Genomic DNA, 17372 nt, shown 5'->3' with positions numbered 1-17372 from the left:
GTCCTTAGTTCATCACAACCGTGGCGCGATGCCGGTTATGTTCGTCCATCGCGCGGTAGGCGTAGTAGTAGACGATCAACTGGAGCGCCCACGTCGTCAGCGCCGCCGTGTAGAAGATCGTCCGGTTCGAGTCATCACCGGGTACGTCGTAGAAGTCATACGTCGCGGCGATCACCGACCCCATCGCAGTCACGACCATGACGAGCACCGCGTGGCCCCGCTCGCCGATACGCCACAGCCGGGTGGCGAAATAGATCAGGAAGATCGTGGTGAGGACGTTCACCGCGACGAGGAACACCGCGCCGGTCAGGCCGATGTGGTGCGTGACCGGTGATGCCGTCCGCAAAGCGTAGAACGTCAGAACGAGACCGACCACGCCGGCCAGGGCGAAGACGCCGATGTCGACTGTGCGCGACGGCTTGTATCCGTGGGTCACGGCCAACAAGCCGAGCACCAGGATCAAGGTGATCCCGACCGATCTGGAGAACGCGTCGAAGAAGATCGCGACGTGAAAACTGCCGCTCTCCTGGCTCAGCCGCAGCACCGCGTAGATCAAGAAGTTGACCCCGGAGGTTGCGACGATGATCCACTCCAGACCGAGCAGATAGTTCCCATGGTTCCGGATGAACTTCCAGCCGTAGGTGAAACCGGCAAAGATCATGAGGAGATCCGCGAGGGCGAACAACGCGCCGATGACGTCCATATTTGCTCCTTGCTGCCTATATCCGGGCCAGGCGGTCGAGAACGCGGTCGCCGAACCAGCCAAGGGTCAGTGCCGGCTGGCTGACGAAGCTGGGCCAGAATCGGCCGTCGTGCCAGATGGTCTTGAGGTCGTCCGGCATGGGTGCGCCGGAAAGTCTGTCGGCGAGCAGGTTTCCGACGTACTGTGCCTGGGCGAAGCCATGTCCGTTGCACGCCAACGAATACAGCACGTTCGGCGCGGCCTCCCCGGCGACCGGCAGCCAAGTGGAGCTCATGCCGATCCAGCCGCCCCAGGCCCGTTGCGGCGCAACGTCGCTCAGACCGGGGAACCGCTCGCGGAAGCCGCGCACGAGATCGTCGACGACGGGCCCCGAAGGCGTTCGCGCGTGCAGCGGCCCGTTGGTGGTCTCCAACCGCCGGGTACCGAAAACGATGGTGTTCCGCGGAGTTACGCGGTAGCTCTCCAAGATCATGTGTGCGGTCACCATGGGCGCGCGGCTGGTCCACCCGATGGCGTCCAGTCGTTCCGGGGCGACCGGCTCGGTTTCCACCAGCGAGGTCCACACCGGGGAGACCAGCCGGCGCGGCGCAATGGCGAAGTCCTTGAGGTTGGCGTTGGCAGTAAGCAACGCCTGCTTGGCGCGGACCCGGCCCTGCGCCGTCTCGACAGTCACCCCGGCACCGCCATCGGTGACGTTCTGCACCGGCGTGTGCTCGAAAACCCTTACCCCAGAGGCCAGGACCGCGTCGCGTAGTCCCATGGCGTACTTGCCGGGGTTCAGGGTCCCCCCGATGCCTTCGCGCACTCCGCCCAGGAAGCCGTCCGGCAAGCCCGCGTCTCGTCCATCGACGAACTCGGCCGACGAGCCTGCCTCGGACAGGATCTTCGCGTTTCGCCGCGACTTCCGCAGTTGTCCCTTCGACACCGCAGCCAGCACAATGCCGACCTTTTCGAAGTCACAGTCGATGGCGCGATGCTCGATGGCGTCCTGAGTGAATTCCACTGCCGCTTCGGCAAACTGGAACAGCGCGCGGACCTTGCTGCGACTCAACAACAGTGCCAGCAACGATGGATCGGCGGCGATCGAGTTGGTCACATAGCCCGCGTTGCGCGAACTCGCGCCCCAGCCGCAGGTCTGCGCTTCGAGCAGAACGACGTCGGCGCCGGATTCGGCGAGGCGCAAGGCTGCCGTCATCCCACCGACGCCGCCCCCGACCACGGCGACATCACAGGTCACCTCGCCGGCGAGCGCCGGTTCACCGACAGGCACAGGGGCCCAACCGGTTTCGGTCAGCAGGTTCATGCGGACACCACCTTGCGGGAGGTCACCGCAGTACTCGGGGTGACCACTGCCTCGACCACCTGGTGCAGTGGCGCCCCACCGGTGGCCGCCAGCGCGTGGTAGAAGGTCTCCGGGTCGGCCCAGTCCTCCGGCGCCAAAACCCCGGACCGTTCGCCCAATTGGTCGACGGCCAACAGCATGAACGCCGCGGTGGCCGAACCCGTGAGAGACGCCATGGTGGTCCACGGGGTACCGGGCCCGCTCACCGGTGCACGCCGCACCGAAACCACCTGCTGCCCATCGCGTTTGCCCGTCACCCGGACATAGTTGGTGCCCCGGAACGGCGGGTGCTTCTTTGCCGCCGACGTGGCCATGAACTTCAGCACCTCCACGGCCCCGATCTCGCCGCGGCGGATGGTGCCCCAGAGCCCCGACAACGCGTACCGCCACACCTTGAGCGAACCGGTCTTGTCGGTCAGGAGGTCGTTGACGAAGTCGATGGCCTCGTCCATGGTGATGTTGTTGTCCTGCACGGCCACTGCGACGCCACGCATGATGCCGTTGGTGGGCGGCGGATCGAGGGCGCCCAGAACCCGAATCCGGTCGGCTCCCGGCCAGCGCCGCGGCAACGTCACCGCTTCTGGATGCGCACACTCGTAGAATCGGTAGGCGTCACCGAGTGAGTTGCCGACGTCGAACACATCGGTCTCCAGGAACGTCTGATGTTGCACTGCGCGCCCGTTCTCCCAGGTCCAGCACGGCCCGGCGAAACCGCGGATCGCGTGGTCGAGCACCGCCCGGCCGAACGGCACCGGCCCTTCATCGCCGGTCACCCAGCAGATGTCAATGCGCTCAACAACATCCATGTCGCGCGCCGCATCGGCGGTCATCACATTGGTGTACCCGGGCGATGCACCACAGCAGATGAGGATCGGGACACCGGCAGCCTTCGCGCGGTCATCGAGCGCCAGCGCTGCACGCGTGCTCGCCTCGTCGTCGTCGAGATCCAGATAGGGCACCTGCTTCTCGATGCAGGCCTCCATCACCGGCTCCGCGGTGCGGTTGTACGGCCCCGCGCCGAGCACGACGAGGTCGGCACCGTCGATCGCCCTGCGCAGCGCGCCACCGTCGAAGAGGTCGAACGAGCCGACCGTCACCGAGCCCGCAGGCAGCTTCGCCGCGAACTCATGCAGCAGTTCTGGGCGAATGTCGTAGAGCTCCAGCATCCAGTCGGCGTCGCCGGCCGCCTTGACGAACCGTTCGATGGCGACACGGCACATCTCACCGGCTGCCCCGATGAAAACAACTCGCTTTGTCGTGGTCATGACAACAGCTTGCGCTCATAATTACGGTCTGTCAATGACGTTGTGTAATTAAATAGAGACCAAACGATCCACGAGCCTGGCCAGGCGGTGGAAATCGGCGGCGAGAATCGCCCTGCCGTCAGGGCCGCGAACCGGTCAACCTCGAGCTGGTTGCGCCCGACGCAATCCAGAATGGCCGCCGCCACCTCGTCCAGCCAGTCAAACTGCAGCTGCCCTCGACCCGGCCCTTGGAAACACCTCTGGGAACCTGGTCCCAAAGTGGTCCCAGCACGGGATCACCGCCAAGAAATCAAAAACCCACTCCGACGCTGTTCAGAGTGGGTTTTCTGTGTCGGGCCGACAGTGGAGTAGGCACGAACGACGGCAGCTCTCTGCCGGAGCCGATTCGTCCGCGTCCGCGCAACCAATCGGGCCGGCGTATCCGTCGAACAGTTAGTCGCGCCGCCGCCCCACGCGCAGCAGCCAGTCCGGCACCGCCAACCCGTGGATGATCCTCTGCGCCCGAAAGTACTGGCGCGGAAGCGATGCCGTGTTGTAGGGCAGGTCGTACTTCTCACACAGTTCCCGCACCCGGACGCTCACCTCAGGCAACCGATTGCTCGGCAGATCAGGGAACAGGTGATGCTCGATCTGGTAGCACAGGTGCCCACCCGAGAACGCCAGCAGCGGGCTTGCGTTGAAGTTCGCCGTCCCGAGAATTTGTCGCAGATACCATTCGCCGCGGGTTTCGTCCTTGACCACCGCGGGGTCGAACGTCTCGGCCCCGTCGGGGATGTGCCCGCAGATGATGTTCACGTACACCCAGAGGTTCCGGAGCACATTCGCGGTGGCATTGGCCGCCAGCGTGCGACGCCACCGGCGCAGGCTCAGCGCCGGGAAGAACACATAGTCCTTGGCCAACTGGCGCGCGCTCTTGGCGAGGAATTTCCGCTTCTCCACCGCGACAGCGTCTGGCGTCTCGCCCCGGAGCCGCTCCGAGTGCAGGCCGTGCAGGGCGATACCCCATTCGAACGTCGCTGCCAGCACCAGGTTTCCAAGCGGGGTGAACAAATGCGCCCACCGCCACGGCTGGTCGGTCGTCACTCGCAGCAGGCGGTAACCGATGTCCTCGTCCATGCCGAGCACGTTGGTGTAGACGTGATGCCGATAGTTGTGCGAGTACCGCCACTGCGCGGAATGCCCGACCATGTCCCACTCCCAGGTATTGGAGTGGATTTCCGGGTCGTTCATCCAATCCCACTGGCCGTGGGAGATGTTGTGGCCGAGCTCCATGTTCTCGATCGACTTCGCATACGCCAGCGCGCACGTGCCGGCGGCCCAGCCAACCTTGGACCGGCTCCCGGCGATCATCAGCCGCGCCGCGACTTCGAGCGCCCGCTGAAAATGGATCACCCGCCGGATGTACGCCGAGTCCTTCGCCCCGAGCGACTCCTCGACGTCCCGGCGGATCACGTCGAGTTCGTAGCCGATCTCTTCGACGTCCTCACTGCTGAGGTGCACGTAGGCAGAGACATCGGCGATCGCCATCAAGGTGTCCTCGGGTGGATGTGGCAGTAAGACGGCGCCATCTAGGCCACCGCGAGGCCTTTGACCTGCAAAAACTTTGTCGGGCTGACAGGATTTGAACCTGCGACCACTTGACCCCCAGTCAAGTGCGCTACCAAGCTGCGCCACAGCCCGCGGCGCTACCGGGCGAACCGGCAACGGTTGGAAAGCCTACCTCAGACCTCCCGCCGGACCCTAAACGGGTCCGGCGGCGCGTCGGCGACTAGCGCTTGGCCCCGCGCTTCTCCCGCACCCGCACGTTGATCTTGATCGGGCTGCCCTCGAAGCCGAACTCTTCACGCAGCCGGCGCTCCAGGAAGCGGCGGTAGCCGGCCTCCAGGAAGCCCGTGGTGAACAGCACGAAGGTCGGCGGCCGCGAGGCCGCCTGCGTCGCGAACAGGATGCGTGGCTGCTTACCACCGCGCACCGGCGGCGGCGTGGCGGCGACGATCTCCTTGAGGAACGTGTTGAGCCGTCCGGTCGGGATACGGGCGTCCCACGACGCCAGCGAGGTCTCCAGCGCCGGCACCAACTTCTGCACGGCCCGACCGGTTTTCGCCGAGATGTTGACGCGCGGCGCCCACTGCACCTGCACCAACTCTCGTTCGATCTCCTTGTCCAGCAGGTACCGCCGGTCTTCGTCGACCAGGTCCCACTTGTTGAACGCGATGACGAGCGCGCGCCCGGCCTCGATGACCATCGACAGCACCCGCAGGTCCTGCTCGGTCAGCGGCTGGGAGGCATCGATCAGCATGACGGCTACTTCGGCAGCGTCGATCGCGCCGTGTGTGCGCACCGAGGCGTAGAACTCGTGCCCGCTGGCCTGGCCGACCTTGCGACGCAGACCGGCGGTATCAACGAAACGCCAAATCTTGCCGTCCAATTCGATCAGCGAGTCGACGGGGTCCACCGTGGTGCCGGCGACGTCGTGCACGACGGACCGCTCATCGCCGGACAGCTTGTTCAGCAGCGAGCTCTTGCCGACATTGGGCTTGCCGACCAACGCCACGCGGCGCGGACCGCCTGTCCCGCCGGACATTTCGGACACCGTGGGCAGCACCTCGAGCACCGCATCCAGCAGGTCGGCCACACCGCGTCCGTGCATCGCGCTGATCGAGTACGGCTGTCCCAGCCCTAGCGACCACAGCGCCGCAGCTTCAGATTCCACCTTCTCGTTGTCAACCTTGTTGGCCGCCAAGAAGACCGGCTTGCCGGAGCGCTGCAGGCGCTTGGCCGCGGCCTCGTCGGCCGCGGTCGCCCCGACCACAGCGTCGACCACGAGAATGATCGCGTCGGCGGTACGCATGGCCACGGTGGCCTGCTCGGCGACCAGCATCTGCAGGCCCTTGGCGTCGGGTTCCCACCCACCGGTGTCCTGCACCACGAACCGGCGCCCGACCCACTGCGCGTCGTACGACACGCGGTCGCGGGTCACGCCCGGAATGTCCTGCACCACCGCTTCGCGGCGGCCCAGGATGCGGTTCACCAGAGTCGATTTGCCCACATTCGGGCGGCCGACCACGGCCACCACGGGCGGGGGTCCGGCGTACTCGTCGACCTCGGCCTCGAATCCCTCCGGGCCGATCTCCCAGTCACCTTCGTCGAACCACACACCATCGTCGTCGCTCATTGGCGCACACCTACCTTCTGCTGCACGAGATCCAGCAGATGTGCCACCACACCAGCCTGGGTCATATCGCTGGAATCGACGACGATCGCGTCATCTGCGGCCTGCAGCGGCGATACCGCGCGTGTCGAGTCCAGATGGTCCCGGCGCTGCACATCGGCGAGCACCGCTTCGTAGTTGTCGCCCAGGCCGTTTGCGACGTTCTGCGCATTGCGCCGACGGGCGCGCTCCTCGGCCGAGGCGGTCAGGAAAATCTTGAGATCGGCGTCGGGCTTGACGACGGTGCCGATGTCGCGGCCCTCGACGACAACCGAGCCGGCCTCCGCGATCAGTTCACGCTGCCGCTGCACCAGCAGCGTCCGCACGGCCGGAATCGCCGACACGGCCGATACCGCGAGGGTCACCGCCTCGCCGCGGATCTCATCCGAAACGTCCTCGCCCGCAAGGTACGACGTGTCGTGGTCCGGGTCGAAGCTGACGGAGAACTCGGTCTTCTCACATACCGCGACGACGGCATCGGTGTCGGTCGGGTCGATACCGGCCCGCAGCACCGCCAGCGTCACGAGCCGGTACATCGCACCGGTGTTGATGTGGTTGGCGCCGAGTGCGTGCGCCAAACCCGTTGACACCGAAGACTTCCCGGTGCCCGCCGGGCCGTCGATGGCAATGACGAGCGCGTTCACAGGCCCACCGCCTGGTATAGCTCGCCGACTTCCTTGCGTGTCAGCGCCCGCAGGCTGTTGACGCGCTGGTCCCCCAGTGCCACCGTGCCGATGTGCGTACGCACCAGTTCCTTCACCGGGAAGCCGACCTCGGCCATCAGACGGCGCACGATGCGGTTACGTCCCTCGTGCAGCACGATCTTCACCAACGACTTGCCGGCGGCCATGTCCACCACCGCGAATTCGTCGACATAGACGGGTCCGTCGTCCAGCTCCACACCCTCGCGCACCTTCTTGCCCAGCCCGCGGGGCACGGTGCCCTGCACGGTGGCCAGGTACGTCTTGGACACCTCGTAGCGCGGGTGCATCAACCGGTTTGCCAGCTCGCCGTCATTGGTCAGCAGGATCAGCCCTTCGGTCTCGGCGTCGAGCCGGCCGACGTGGAAGAGCTTCTTGTTGCCGCGCACACGATGCTCGACCAGATCACCGATGCAGGGACGGCCCTGATCGTCAGACATGGTGGAGTGCATGCCTTTTGGCTTGTTCAGCGCGAGGTACACGAGGTCCTCGTCGACGAGCACGCGGCTGCCGTCGACCCGGACGATCTGGCGATCGGGGTGAACCCGGGTGCCGAGTTCGGTGACGATCTGGCCGTCGACCTCCACTCGCCCATCCAGGATCATCCGTTCGGCGACCCGGCGCGAGGCAATTCCCGCCTGCGACAGCACCTTCTGCAGTCGCACGCCTTCTTCGTTGGCCATGTCAGTCCCGATCTACGTCGAATTTGGCCGGCTCTGCAGCCGGCGCAGGGGTTCCGCCGAGTTTGGCGAAACGCGGCTCCTCAGAGAGCGTCTCGGTGATGTCGTCGATGACGTCGACATCCGGCAACAGCGGGGCGAGTTCCGGCAACTCGGCCAGAGAAGTCAACCCCAGCCGCTCCAGGAACAATTCCGTTGTGGCGAAAGTTGTTGCGCCACTGTCGGCATCGGTGCCGGCTTCGATGATGAGGCCGCGGGCGGCGAGGGTCCGCATCACGGCGTCGACGTTGACGCCGCGCACCGCACTCACCCGTGCGCGGGTCACCGGCTGCCGGTAAGCGACCACCGCGAGCGTCTCCAGCGCCGCCCGGGTCAGCTTGGACCGGGCGCCGTCGAGAATCAGCCGCTCGACGTACGGCGCGTACCGGGCCCGGGTGTACATCCGCCAGCCGCCGCCGGCCTCGCGCAGGTCGATGCCGCTGCCGCGCTCGGCCAGCTCGGCGGCCATCCGGCGCAGCTTGTCCTCGACGCGCTCGATCGTCTCGTCCAGTGCGGTCGCCAGCGAGTCGACCGGTGCCGGGGTGTCGACGACCAGCAGTAGGGCCTCCAGCGCGCACCCGAGCTCGTCATCGGTGATCTCGGTGTCGAGTTCGTCACCCTCGGCGGCAGCGACCGCGTCGGTCACACCGGCGTCAGGCTCGACGCCCTCGCCCACGCTGCTGTCCGCGGTGATCACCGCGTCGTTGTCTGTCATGAGTCTTCTTCCACCGCCGCTGCCAGATGCTCGTTCGTCGGCCGCTCCCCGGTCCACGAAACTTGCAGCACTCCAAGCGGTTCAATCTGCTCGAAGTTTACCGCCTTGGCACGGTAGAGCTCTAATAGCGCCAAGAACCGCCCGACGATCTCCATCCCGCCGTCGCAGTCGGCGACCAGCTCGGTGAACGACGCCCACTCCCCGATGCCCCGATTCTCCAGGAGCCCCATCAGTTTCATGGCCTGCTCGGGCACCGACACCGCCTGCACGTGCAGGTGGTCGACGCGCAGCGACGGCACCGGACGCGGCATGAACGCGGCCGCCGCGATCTGGGCGAACCGGTCGGCGTCGACGCCGAGCATCACCTCCGGCAGCAGCTCGGTGAACCGGTCCTCCAGGGTGACGGCCCGCGGGTAGCTGCGCATCGCCGCGGCCTCGAGCTCGGCGAACATGAGTGCCACGTGCTTGAAGGCCCGGTACTGCAGCAGCCGCGCGAACAGCAGGTCGCGCACTTCGAGCAGCGCCAGGTCGTCCTCGTCGTGGACCTCCGCGGCGGGCAGCAGCCGGGCGGCCTTCAGATCCAGCAGGGTTGCGGCGACGACCAGGAACGCCGTCGTCTCATCGAGCTCGAGCTGGCTGCCGATCTCCTTGGTGTACGCGATGAACTCATCGGTGACCTGGTGCAGCGCGACTTCGGTGACGTCCAGCCGGTGCGCGAAGATCAGCTGCAGCAGCAGGTCGAACGGGCCCTCGAAGTTGGTGAGCCGGACCTGGAAGCCGGCCTTCTTCTCTTCCGGCTGCTCGGTCGCCGGGCTCGCCGGCGCCGCGCCCCCAGCACTATCAGGGACGTCGACGTCGGAAATCACGCGCCGAACCGGTCGATGACCTCGCACGCCAACGCCCGGTACGCCTGGGCGCCACCGGATTTCGGGGCCCAGGTGGTGATCGGTTCACCGGCGACGCTGGTCTCCGGGAAGCGCACGGTGCGGCTGATGACGGTGTCGAACACGAGATCGCCGAAGCGCTCCACGACGCGGGCCATGACCTCACGCGCGTTGACGGTGCGGTTGTCGTACCGGGTGATCAGGATGCCGCTGATGTCGAGCTTGGGGTTCAGCCGGTCGCGGACCTTGTCGACGGTGTCGGTCAGCAATGCGAGACCGCGCAGCGAGAAGAACTCGCATTCGGTCGGGATGATGACGCCGTCGGCGCAGGCCAGCCCGTTCACCGTGAGCAGGCCCAGCGACGGCTGGCAGTCGATCAGTACATAGTCGTAGCGGTCCAGCACGGGATACAGTGCGCGGGACAGCGTCTGCTCGCGCCCGACCTCGTTGACCAGCTGAATCTCGGCGGCCGACAGGTCGATGTTGCTGGGCACCAGGTCCAGGCCCTTGACCCGGGTGTTGATCAGCACGTCGTCGATCGACACCCGCGGCTCGACGAGCAGGTTGTGCACGGTGTGCTCGAGCTCGTAGTGCGGGACGCCGAGGCCGGCGGACAGCGCACCTTGGGGATCGAGGTCGACCAGCAGCACGCGGCGGCCGTATTCGGCCAGGCTGGCGCCCAGATTGATGGTCGACGTGGTCTTGCCGACGCCGCCCTTCTGGTTGCACATCGCGATGACCTTGGCCGGGCCGTGCACGCTCTTGGGTTTGGGCTCGGGGATGTGTCGCGCGGGACGTCCGGTCAGGCCGATCGCGGGTTCCGGATCTGCGGGCGCGGACGAGCCATCGACATCAATCGGCAACGAAACCGGCTCCACCGGGCTCAGGCCCCCCACGCCTGTTGGGACATCGGTCATGCGTCGCCGATCAGCGGCGTGACTCCCTTAGCGAACATCCGGGCAAGTTTAACGGTGCCACGCCGCTGACGACGGCAGACCCGCTGTCCTAATGTGACTGCCATGAGCTGGAAGCGGCGATGGTCCTTCGTCCGGATGGCGCTGGGGATGCGAAAGTTCGTTCAAACCGGACAGTGGGGTGACGGCCGCGAGGCCGCTGCGGCCGCCTACGTGGAAGCCAACGCCCGCCGCGGCGACATCGATCACGTCCTCGCGACCATCGACAAATTCGCCCGGGAACAGTCGATGCTCGTCAATGTCGGCGACGAAAAAGGCCAACTGCTCGAGTCCGCGCTCATCCGGGCCAACCCGTCGCGCATTCTCGAGCTGGGCACCTACTGCGGCTACAGCGCGCTGCTCATGGCCCGCACCGCACCGGACGCGCACGTCTTCACCGTCGAACTGTCGGCGGACAACGCGGAGATCGCCCGCCGCATCTGGACCCACGCCGGTGTCGCGGACCGGATCACCTGTGTCGTCGGCACCATCGGCGACGGCGGCGCGACGCTCGACGCCCTCGCCGGTCATGGATTCGGGCCCGGCAACCTCGATTTCGTCTTCATCGACCACGACAAGGCTGCCTACCTCAAGGATCTGGAGTCGATCCTGGCGCGGGGTTGGCTGCACCGCGGCGCTGTCGTCGTGGCGGACAACGTGAAGGTGCCCGGCGCTCCGGCCTACCGCGCGTACATGCGGGACCAGGAGGGCAAGCTGTGGCACACGCTGGAGCACCCCACCCACGTCGAGTACCAGAAGACGCTGCCTGACCTGGTGCTCGAGTCCGACTACTTGGGCTGACCGTCGTTCGCGGCCTTGACCGGGCGCTGCCACGGCCACGATCCGGTCATCTCGACCTGCAGCGAGAAGCTCAGGAACGTCCGGATGGCGACGATGCCGCCCAGCACCGCGACACTCTGCGCGGTGGGTGTGACGGCCACGGTGCGGATGATGTCGGCCGCGACGAGGAATTCGAGGCCCAGCAGGATCGAGCGGCCGAGCTGGCGCCGGAATGCGTCGTAGGCGCCGCCCTCGGAACCTCGCATTCGACCGAATGTCGCGGCCAGGGCGATCACGGCACCACCGACGATCACCGCGACACCGACGGCGTCGATCACCTTGCCGGTCGTCTCGATGATGTCGTAGAACGCCATGACCGGATGCTAGCCCCGGCCCATCGCCATCCTCACCTGGCGCGCGGGTGCGCCCCGGCCCACACTTCGCGCAGCGCGCTGACGGTCACCAGCGTGTAGATCTGCGTGGTGGTGACCGAGGCGTGGCCGAGCAGTTCCTGCACGACGCGCACGTCGGCGCCGCCTTCGAGCAGGTGCGTGGCGAACGAGTGGCGCAGCGTGTGCGGCGAGACCGCGGCCGTGATGCCGGCCCGCTCGGCGGAGTCCTGCAGCACCTGCCACGCACTCTGCCGCGACAACCGGCCGCCGCGCGCGTTCAGGAAGATCGCGGGCGTGCCCTTGCCGCGGCGTGCCAGCTCGGGCCGGCCCCGCACCAGGTACGCGTCCAGGGCCGTGACGGCGGGCCGGCCGATGGGAACCAGCCGCTGCTTACCGCCCTTGCCGTGCAGCATCACCGACCGGGACTCGGTGTCGACGTCGTCGCGATCGAGACCGACCGCCTCGGAGATGCGCGCCCCGGTCGAATACAGCAGTTCCAGCAGCGCCCGGTTACGCAGGGTCAGCGGGTTGTCGGCGTCGCTGTCGCCGCCCGCACCGTCCAAGAGCGCGACGACGTCGTCGTAGCTGAGGCTCTTGGGCAGCCGTCGGCCCGGTGTCGGTGGCTTCACACCGCGCGCGACGTCGGTGTCGGCGAGGCCTTCGGCGGCGGCGAACTTGTGCAGCCCGCGCACCGCGATGACGGCCCGCGCGGCCGAGACCGACGACAACGCGACGACACCGTTGTCCGGATCGCCCTGACGCAGCGCGACGAGGAACTCGCTGACGTCGGTCTCGGTGACGGCGCCCAGGTCGTCGATACCGCGGCCGGCCAGATGGGCGGTGTACCGCCGGATGTCACGCCGGTACGAACTCAGCGTGTTGGCCGCGACGCCCCGCTCGATGCTGAGGTGGTTCAGGTAGCCCTGGACCTGCTCCTCGAGCCGCGAACGGACCCCCGCCGTCCTCATCAGTCCTGTTCCCGCCGGGTGCGCAGTGCCGACGGGCGGTCGACCCAGGGCGCGTCGAGCGGCCGCAGCTCGGCCGGCCGGTGGGCGGCGGCCAGAATCCCGGCCACCGCAAGGGCGTTGACGATCTCGCCGTCGAACACCATCCGCACGGCGTCGGTCAGCGGCACCCGCTTGACCACGAGGTCGGCTTCTTCGTCGTGCGCGTGCGGCCGGCCGATCTCGGTCAGCCCGGTGGCCAGGAAAATCCGCACGCTCTCGTCGCTGAATCCGGGCGCCGAGTCGACGTCGAGCAGCAGCTGCCAGTGCTCGGCAGCCAGGCCGGTTTCCTCTTCGAGTTCGCGCGCGGCGGTGAGGTGCGGCGGCTCGTCGCCCATGTCCAGCAGCCCGGCGGGCAGTTCCCACAGCCGCCGCCCGATCGGGTGCCGGTATTGGTACACCAGTACCAGGTTCCCGTCGTCATCGAGCGCGACGACCGCGACCGCCCCGTAGTGCTCGACCACCTCACGCCGCGCCGAGCCACCACCGGGCATCGCGACCTCATCGGCCCGCAACGCGAAAATCTTTCCTACATATACGGTTTCGCTCGAAAGCGTGGCGAAATCGTGGTCAGCCACGGGATTCTTGCAGCTGCTCGGCATCCTCATCCGAACCCTCCGCATGCGATCCGTTGCCGTGCACCTCGGAGTCGATCTCCTCGAGCGGCAGGCGTTCGGCCGCCTTGTAGTCCAGCGACGCTCCGATGAACGACGCGAACAGTGGGTGCGGACGCGTCGGGCGGCTCTTGAGCTCCGGGTGCGCCTGCGTGCCGACCAGGAACGGGTGCAGCTCGGCGTCGTACTCGACGAACTCGACCAGTTGGCCGTCCGGCGACGTGCCGGAGAACTTCAGCCCGCTCTCGGAGATGCGGTCGCGGTAGGCGTTGTTGACCTCGTAGCGGTGCCGGTGGCGTTCGGAGACCTCGGTCGCGTCGTAGGCCTTGGCCACGATCGAATCCGGCTGCAGCACGGCCGGATACGCACCGAGGCGCATGGTGCCGCCGAGGTCGGCCTCACCGGCCACCGCGTCGAGCTGGTCGGCCATGGTGGCGATCACCGGGTCGGGTGTGTGCTCGTCGAACTCCGCCGAGTTGGCGCCGCTGATGCCGACGGAGCGCGCGGCCTCGATGACGATGCACTGCAACCCGAGGCACAGGCCCAGCAGTGGCAGCCGCTGACGACGGGCATAACTGATGGCACCGAGCTTGCCCTCGATACCGCGGATGCCGAAGCCACCCGGGATCAGCACGCCGTGCACGTCGCCGAGTGCGGCGGCCGCGCCCTGCTCGGTCTCGCAGTCATCCGAGGCGACCCAGCGGATCTCGACCTTCGAGTGGTGGGCGAACCCGCCGGCGCGCAGTGCCTCGGCCACCGACAGGTACGCGTCGGACAGGTCGATGTACTTGCCCACCAAGGCGATTCGCACCGTCTCCTTGGGCTCGTGCACCCGGCGCAGCAGGTCGTCCCACTCCGACCAGTCCACGTCGCGGAACGGCAGGTTGAGCCGGCGCACCACGTAGGCGTCGAGCTCCTCGCGGTGCAGCACCTTGGGGATGTCGTAGATCGACGGGGCGTCCGGCGTCGAGATGACGCCGTCGATGTCGACGTCACACATCAGCGCGATCTTGTTCTTCAGCGGCTCCGGCACATCGCGGTCACAGCGCAGGATCAGCGCGTCCGGCGTGATGCCGATGCTGCGCAGCGCGGCCACCGAGTGCTGGGTGGGCTTGGTCTTCAACTCGCCCGACGGGGCCAGGTACGGCACGAGTGACACGTGCAGGAAGAAGACGTTCTCCCGGCCGACATCGTGGCGGACCTGGCGGGCCGCCTCCAGGAACGGCTGCGACTCGATATCACCTACGGTGCCGCCGATTTCGGTGATGACCACGTCGGGGCGCTTGCCCTCAGCGTCGGGCAGCGCCATCTCGAGGATGCGGCTCTTGATCTCGTCGGTGATGTGCGGGATCACCTGGACGGTATCGCCGAGGTAGTCGCCGCGACGCTCCTTGGCGATGACCTCGGAGTACACCTGACCGGTGGTGACGTTCGCCGACCGCGACAGGTTGCGGTCCAGGAAGCGCTCGTAGTGGCCGATGTCCAGGTCGGTCTCGGCGCCGTCCTCGGTGACGAACACTTCGCCGTGCTGGAACGGGTTCATGGTGCCGGGGTCGACGTTGAGGTACGGGTCCAGCTTCTGCATCGTCACGTGCAAACCACGCGCGGTGAGCAATTGGCCAAGACTGCTGGCGGTCAGACCCTTACCGAGCGAGGAAGCGACCCCGCCGCTGACAAAAATGTGCTTCGTCGCGGCCTGTGGGTGCCTGCGTAGCGATGCCAAGAATGACCTCCGTGGTGATGGGGCAACGTAGCGGTTGAGCTACCTGGGGCCTGCCGACCCACGGAATTTCACCCTATCACCGACCGGCCCGAGCTGGGACTGACGCGCCGGTGACGGTCGCCACGGCTCGCGCCGCGGCGCATTACTGCAGGACGGTCACCGAGCTGGCGCCGCGACCGATACCGAGCTGTGCCGGATGACCGCCGGCGATGAGTTGCTGCAGCGACAGGACCGCGGTGATCCGGCCGGCCTGGCTGTTGACGTCGTCGACGGTGCCGACCGCGCCGGACAGCCCGGCATCCGAGCGCACGACGGCGACGGCCGCGGTACCCGACGCGCAGCCGTCCCGGCCCGCCACCAACGTGCCCGCGCCGTGCGGCGCCAGGCCCGAAGCCAGGCGGGCCACCGTGGCCCCACGGTTGCCGGCGTCGTCGCCCAGGGCACCACCGGTGACGATCAGTGCGCTGTCGGCGACCCCGATGCGCTGCGTGCCGTAGGTGACGAACCCGGTGTCACGCAGCGTCGCGAGCACGGTGTCGCGCTGCATGTCGTCGACGGGCAGGACGGCCGGGTTGCGGTCCCGCAGCAGCGTGATGCCCAGCAGGTCACCGGCCTGGGAGCCCTGGTCGACGGTCCGGGTGCTCAGCTGGCGTCCGGCCGGCACGATCGGCGAGTTCACCACCGACAGCAGCTTCTCCGAGGCGTTGGCGTCGACGAACTGCTGGGTCAGCGCGATGGTCCCGGTCACCGAACCCCCCGCGGCCGCAATCAGTTTCGCGGCCGCATCGACGTCGTCGGTGGCGGCGTCCGGCGTCCGGAACAGCACGACGGATTTCCCCGCCAGTGCGTCGCGCACCATGCGCGGCGACATCTGGGCATCGAACTCGCCTGCCGCACTGAGCTTCTGGTTCAGTGCGTTCTTCTCGTCGGTGAGGCTGTTGATCTGGTTCTGCAACTCGTGTTTGTCGTCACGAAGTCCGGACAGCAGCGTGTTGGACAGCAGACCGGAACCGAGCATCACCCCGATGGCCAGCGCCAGGAACACCGCGGCCAGTGAGATCGCATGCGAGCGTAGGGAAATCATCGTCCGGCTAGCTCACCAAGCCCTGGGCCCACAGCAGGAAGCGGTTCCAGTAGTCGGTCACCAGGTGCAAGACCGTGGCGTCGGCGCGCGCGACGTACAGCGCGACGATGACGGCCACCAGCATCGCCAGGACCAGGAGCGCGATGGCGCCGCCGGAGACCCGGCTGCGGTACAGCGTCGCAACGGCTTTCGCGTCGACCAGCTTCTCCCCCACCTTCAGGCGCGTGAGGAACGTCGACGGGGTGCTGGACTGCCGCGTGCGGTCGAAGAACTCTTCGATATTGGCGCGGTGGCCGGCGGTGACGATCAGCGCGGCGCCGTGGTGGTCGACGAGCAGCAGCGCCAGGTCGGCGGCCGAGCCGGCGGCCGGGAACGTCATGGCACCGACGCCCAGATCCTGAATGCGCTCAAGGCCTTTGGCGTGGCCGTCGGCGTCGGCCGGCAGCACCACCTGGGCGCCGGACCGCAGCACGTCGGCGCTCATCTCCTCGGGATCGCCGACGATCAACGCGGGCCGGTAGCCGGCCTTGCGCAGCGTGTCCGCACCGGCGCCGACGCCGACGAGCACCGGCTGGTACTCCTTGATGAAGGGCTTGATGGCCTTCAGGTCGCCCTCGGCGCTGGGGTCGTCGGTCACCACCACGACGTGCCGTCGGTTCACGTCGACGTCGATGTCCGGGATGCCCATTCCGTCGATCAGCAGCGGGCTCTCGCTGCGGATGAACTCGATGGTGTTGCCGGCGAAGGCCTCCAGATGCGCGACGAGGCCGCTCTTGGCCTCGTGCATCATCTCGTGAATCTGCTCGTCGTTGCGCTCGTTACCGAGGACCAGACGGCGGTCGCCGTTGTAGATGCCGCCGTTGTGCAGGCGCACCTTGGCGCCGTCCTTGACCTTCTTGAAGACCTCGGGGCCGGTTTCGTCGATCAACGTAACCCCGTTGGCGACAAGCACTTCCGGCCCCAGGTTCGGGTAGCGGCCGGAGATCGACGACGATGCGTTCACCACGGCGGCGACCTCGGCCTCCACCAGCGCGTCGGCGGTGATGCGGTCGAGGTCGAGCGCATCGAGGATGACGATGTCCCCCGGACCGACGCGGCGCAGCAGGCGGTCGATGTCGCGGTCAACGCGGGCGGTTCCAGTCACGCCCGGCTTCGGTCCGGCATTTCGGGTGAGCAGCGCTGCCATCTTCATGCGTCGATTCTGTCGATGAACCCTCAAGTAGAGGTGGAGGCGCGCCGTAACAACAGCCTCAGAAGTTTTCTTTTGTCACATCCGTAACAG

The 17372-nt window shown here is 67.2% G+C and carries 17 protein-coding genes and 1 tRNA gene; 1 reads left to right on the top strand and 17 read right to left on the bottom strand.

Annotation, left to right across the window (positions count from 1 at the left end; translation table 11 throughout):
* Positions 1-4: 4 nt before the first annotated feature.
* The 11 genes from BR47_RS0103755 to BR47_RS0103705 form a co-directional block, all read right to left on the bottom strand.
* A complete protein-coding gene (locus BR47_RS0103755; RefSeq protein WP_029118623.1) occupies positions 5-703 on the bottom strand; it encodes a hypothetical protein in 699 nt (232 codons plus the stop codon).
* 16 nt (positions 704-719) lie between these two features.
* Positions 720-2006, bottom strand: coding sequence for an NAD(P)/FAD-dependent oxidoreductase (locus tag BR47_RS0103750; protein ID WP_029118622.1), 1287 nt, complete (start codon positions 2004-2006; stop codon positions 720-722).
* The gene (locus BR47_RS0103745; RefSeq protein WP_029118621.1) at positions 2003-3310 is read right to left on the bottom strand and encodes a saccharopine dehydrogenase family protein; all 1308 of its coding nucleotides are present in this window, start codon (positions 3308-3310) and stop codon (positions 2003-2005) included. The genes BR47_RS0103750 and BR47_RS0103745 overlap by 4 nt, the downstream gene beginning before the upstream one ends.
* A gap of 432 nt (positions 3311-3742) precedes the next feature.
* A complete protein-coding gene (locus BR47_RS0103740; RefSeq protein ID WP_029118620.1) occupies positions 3743-4837 on the bottom strand; it encodes a fatty acid desaturase family protein in 1095 nt (364 codons plus the stop codon).
* A gap of 79 nt (positions 4838-4916) precedes the next feature.
* Positions 4917-4990 (bottom strand) — tRNA-Pro (locus BR47_RS0103735).
* A gap of 88 nt (positions 4991-5078) precedes the next feature.
* Complete coding sequence (gene der / locus BR47_RS0103730; RefSeq protein WP_020100035.1) at positions 5079-6485, bottom strand: ribosome biogenesis GTPase Der; 1407 nt, start codon at positions 6483-6485, stop codon at positions 5079-5081.
* Complete coding sequence (cmk, locus tag BR47_RS0103725; RefSeq protein ID WP_020100034.1) at positions 6482-7165, bottom strand: (d)CMP kinase; 684 nt, start codon at positions 7163-7165, stop codon at positions 6482-6484. The genes der and cmk overlap by 4 nt, the downstream gene beginning before the upstream one ends.
* Positions 7162-7905, bottom strand: a complete 744-nt coding sequence (locus tag BR47_RS0103720) for a pseudouridine synthase (protein ID WP_020100033.1) — start codon at positions 7903-7905, stop codon at positions 7162-7164. The genes cmk and BR47_RS0103720 overlap by 4 nt, the downstream gene beginning before the upstream one ends.
* 1 nt (position 7906) lies before the next feature.
* Positions 7907-8656, bottom strand: coding sequence for an SMC-Scp complex subunit ScpB (gene scpB / locus BR47_RS0103715; RefSeq protein ID WP_029118619.1), 750 nt, complete (start codon positions 8654-8656; stop codon positions 7907-7909).
* Positions 8653-9519 carry a segregation/condensation protein A gene (locus BR47_RS0103710; RefSeq protein ID WP_051128428.1) on the bottom strand — a complete coding sequence of 289 codons (867 nt, stop codon included), beginning with the start codon at positions 9517-9519 and terminating at the stop codon, positions 8653-8655. The genes scpB and BR47_RS0103710 overlap by 4 nt, the downstream gene beginning before the upstream one ends.
* Positions 9519-10418 (bottom strand): ParA family protein, encoded by a 900-nt coding sequence (locus BR47_RS0103705; RefSeq protein ID WP_455565433.1) that lies wholly within the window; start codon positions 10416-10418, stop codon positions 9519-9521. The genes BR47_RS0103710 and BR47_RS0103705 overlap by 1 nt, the downstream gene beginning before the upstream one ends.
* Before the next feature lie 141 nt (positions 10419-10559).
* On the opposite strand from BR47_RS0103705, the gene BR47_RS0103700 reads away from it, so the two are divergent.
* Positions 10560-11294, top strand: coding sequence for an O-methyltransferase (locus BR47_RS0103700; RefSeq protein WP_036426675.1), 735 nt, complete (start codon positions 10560-10562; stop codon positions 11292-11294).
* Here BR47_RS0103700 and BR47_RS0103695 read toward each other — a convergent pair.
* The 6 genes from BR47_RS0103695 to steA form a co-directional block, all read right to left on the bottom strand.
* Positions 11282-11647 carry a DUF1622 domain-containing protein gene (locus BR47_RS0103695; protein ID WP_029118616.1) on the bottom strand — a complete coding sequence of 122 codons (366 nt, stop codon included), beginning with the start codon at positions 11645-11647 and terminating at the stop codon, positions 11282-11284. The genes BR47_RS0103700 and BR47_RS0103695 overlap by 13 nt on opposite strands.
* Positions 11648-11679: 32 nt before the next feature.
* A complete protein-coding gene (gene xerD, locus BR47_RS0103690) occupies positions 11680-12633 on the bottom strand; it encodes a site-specific tyrosine recombinase XerD (protein ID WP_029118615.1) in 954 nt (317 codons plus the stop codon).
* Positions 12633-13247: an NUDIX domain-containing protein gene (locus BR47_RS0103685; protein WP_029118614.1), complete on the bottom strand. Its 615-nt coding sequence runs from the start codon at positions 13245-13247 to the stop codon at positions 12633-12635. Before BR47_RS0103685 ends, xerD begins: the two co-directional genes overlap by 1 nt.
* A complete protein-coding gene (gene pyrG / locus BR47_RS0103680) occupies positions 13240-15006 on the bottom strand; it encodes a CTP synthase (protein WP_029118613.1) in 1767 nt (588 codons plus the stop codon). Before pyrG ends, BR47_RS0103685 begins: the two co-directional genes overlap by 8 nt.
* A gap of 142 nt (positions 15007-15148) precedes the next feature.
* Positions 15149-16090, bottom strand: a complete 942-nt coding sequence (locus BR47_RS0103675; protein ID WP_029118612.1) for a copper transporter — start codon at positions 16088-16090, stop codon at positions 15149-15151.
* 7 nt (positions 16091-16097) lie between these two features.
* Complete coding sequence (gene steA, locus BR47_RS0103670; protein WP_020100023.1) at positions 16098-17282, bottom strand: putative cytokinetic ring protein SteA; 1185 nt, start codon at positions 17280-17282, stop codon at positions 16098-16100.
* Positions 17283-17372 lie beyond the last annotated feature (90 nt).

Origin of the sequence: Mycobacterium sp. UNC410CL29Cvi84, assembly GCF_000686745.1 — a bacterium.
GTDB lineage: Bacteria > Actinomycetota > Actinomycetes > Mycobacteriales > Mycobacteriaceae > Mycobacterium > Mycobacterium mucogenicum_B.
This window is presented reverse-complemented; position numbering and strand designations above follow the sequence as displayed.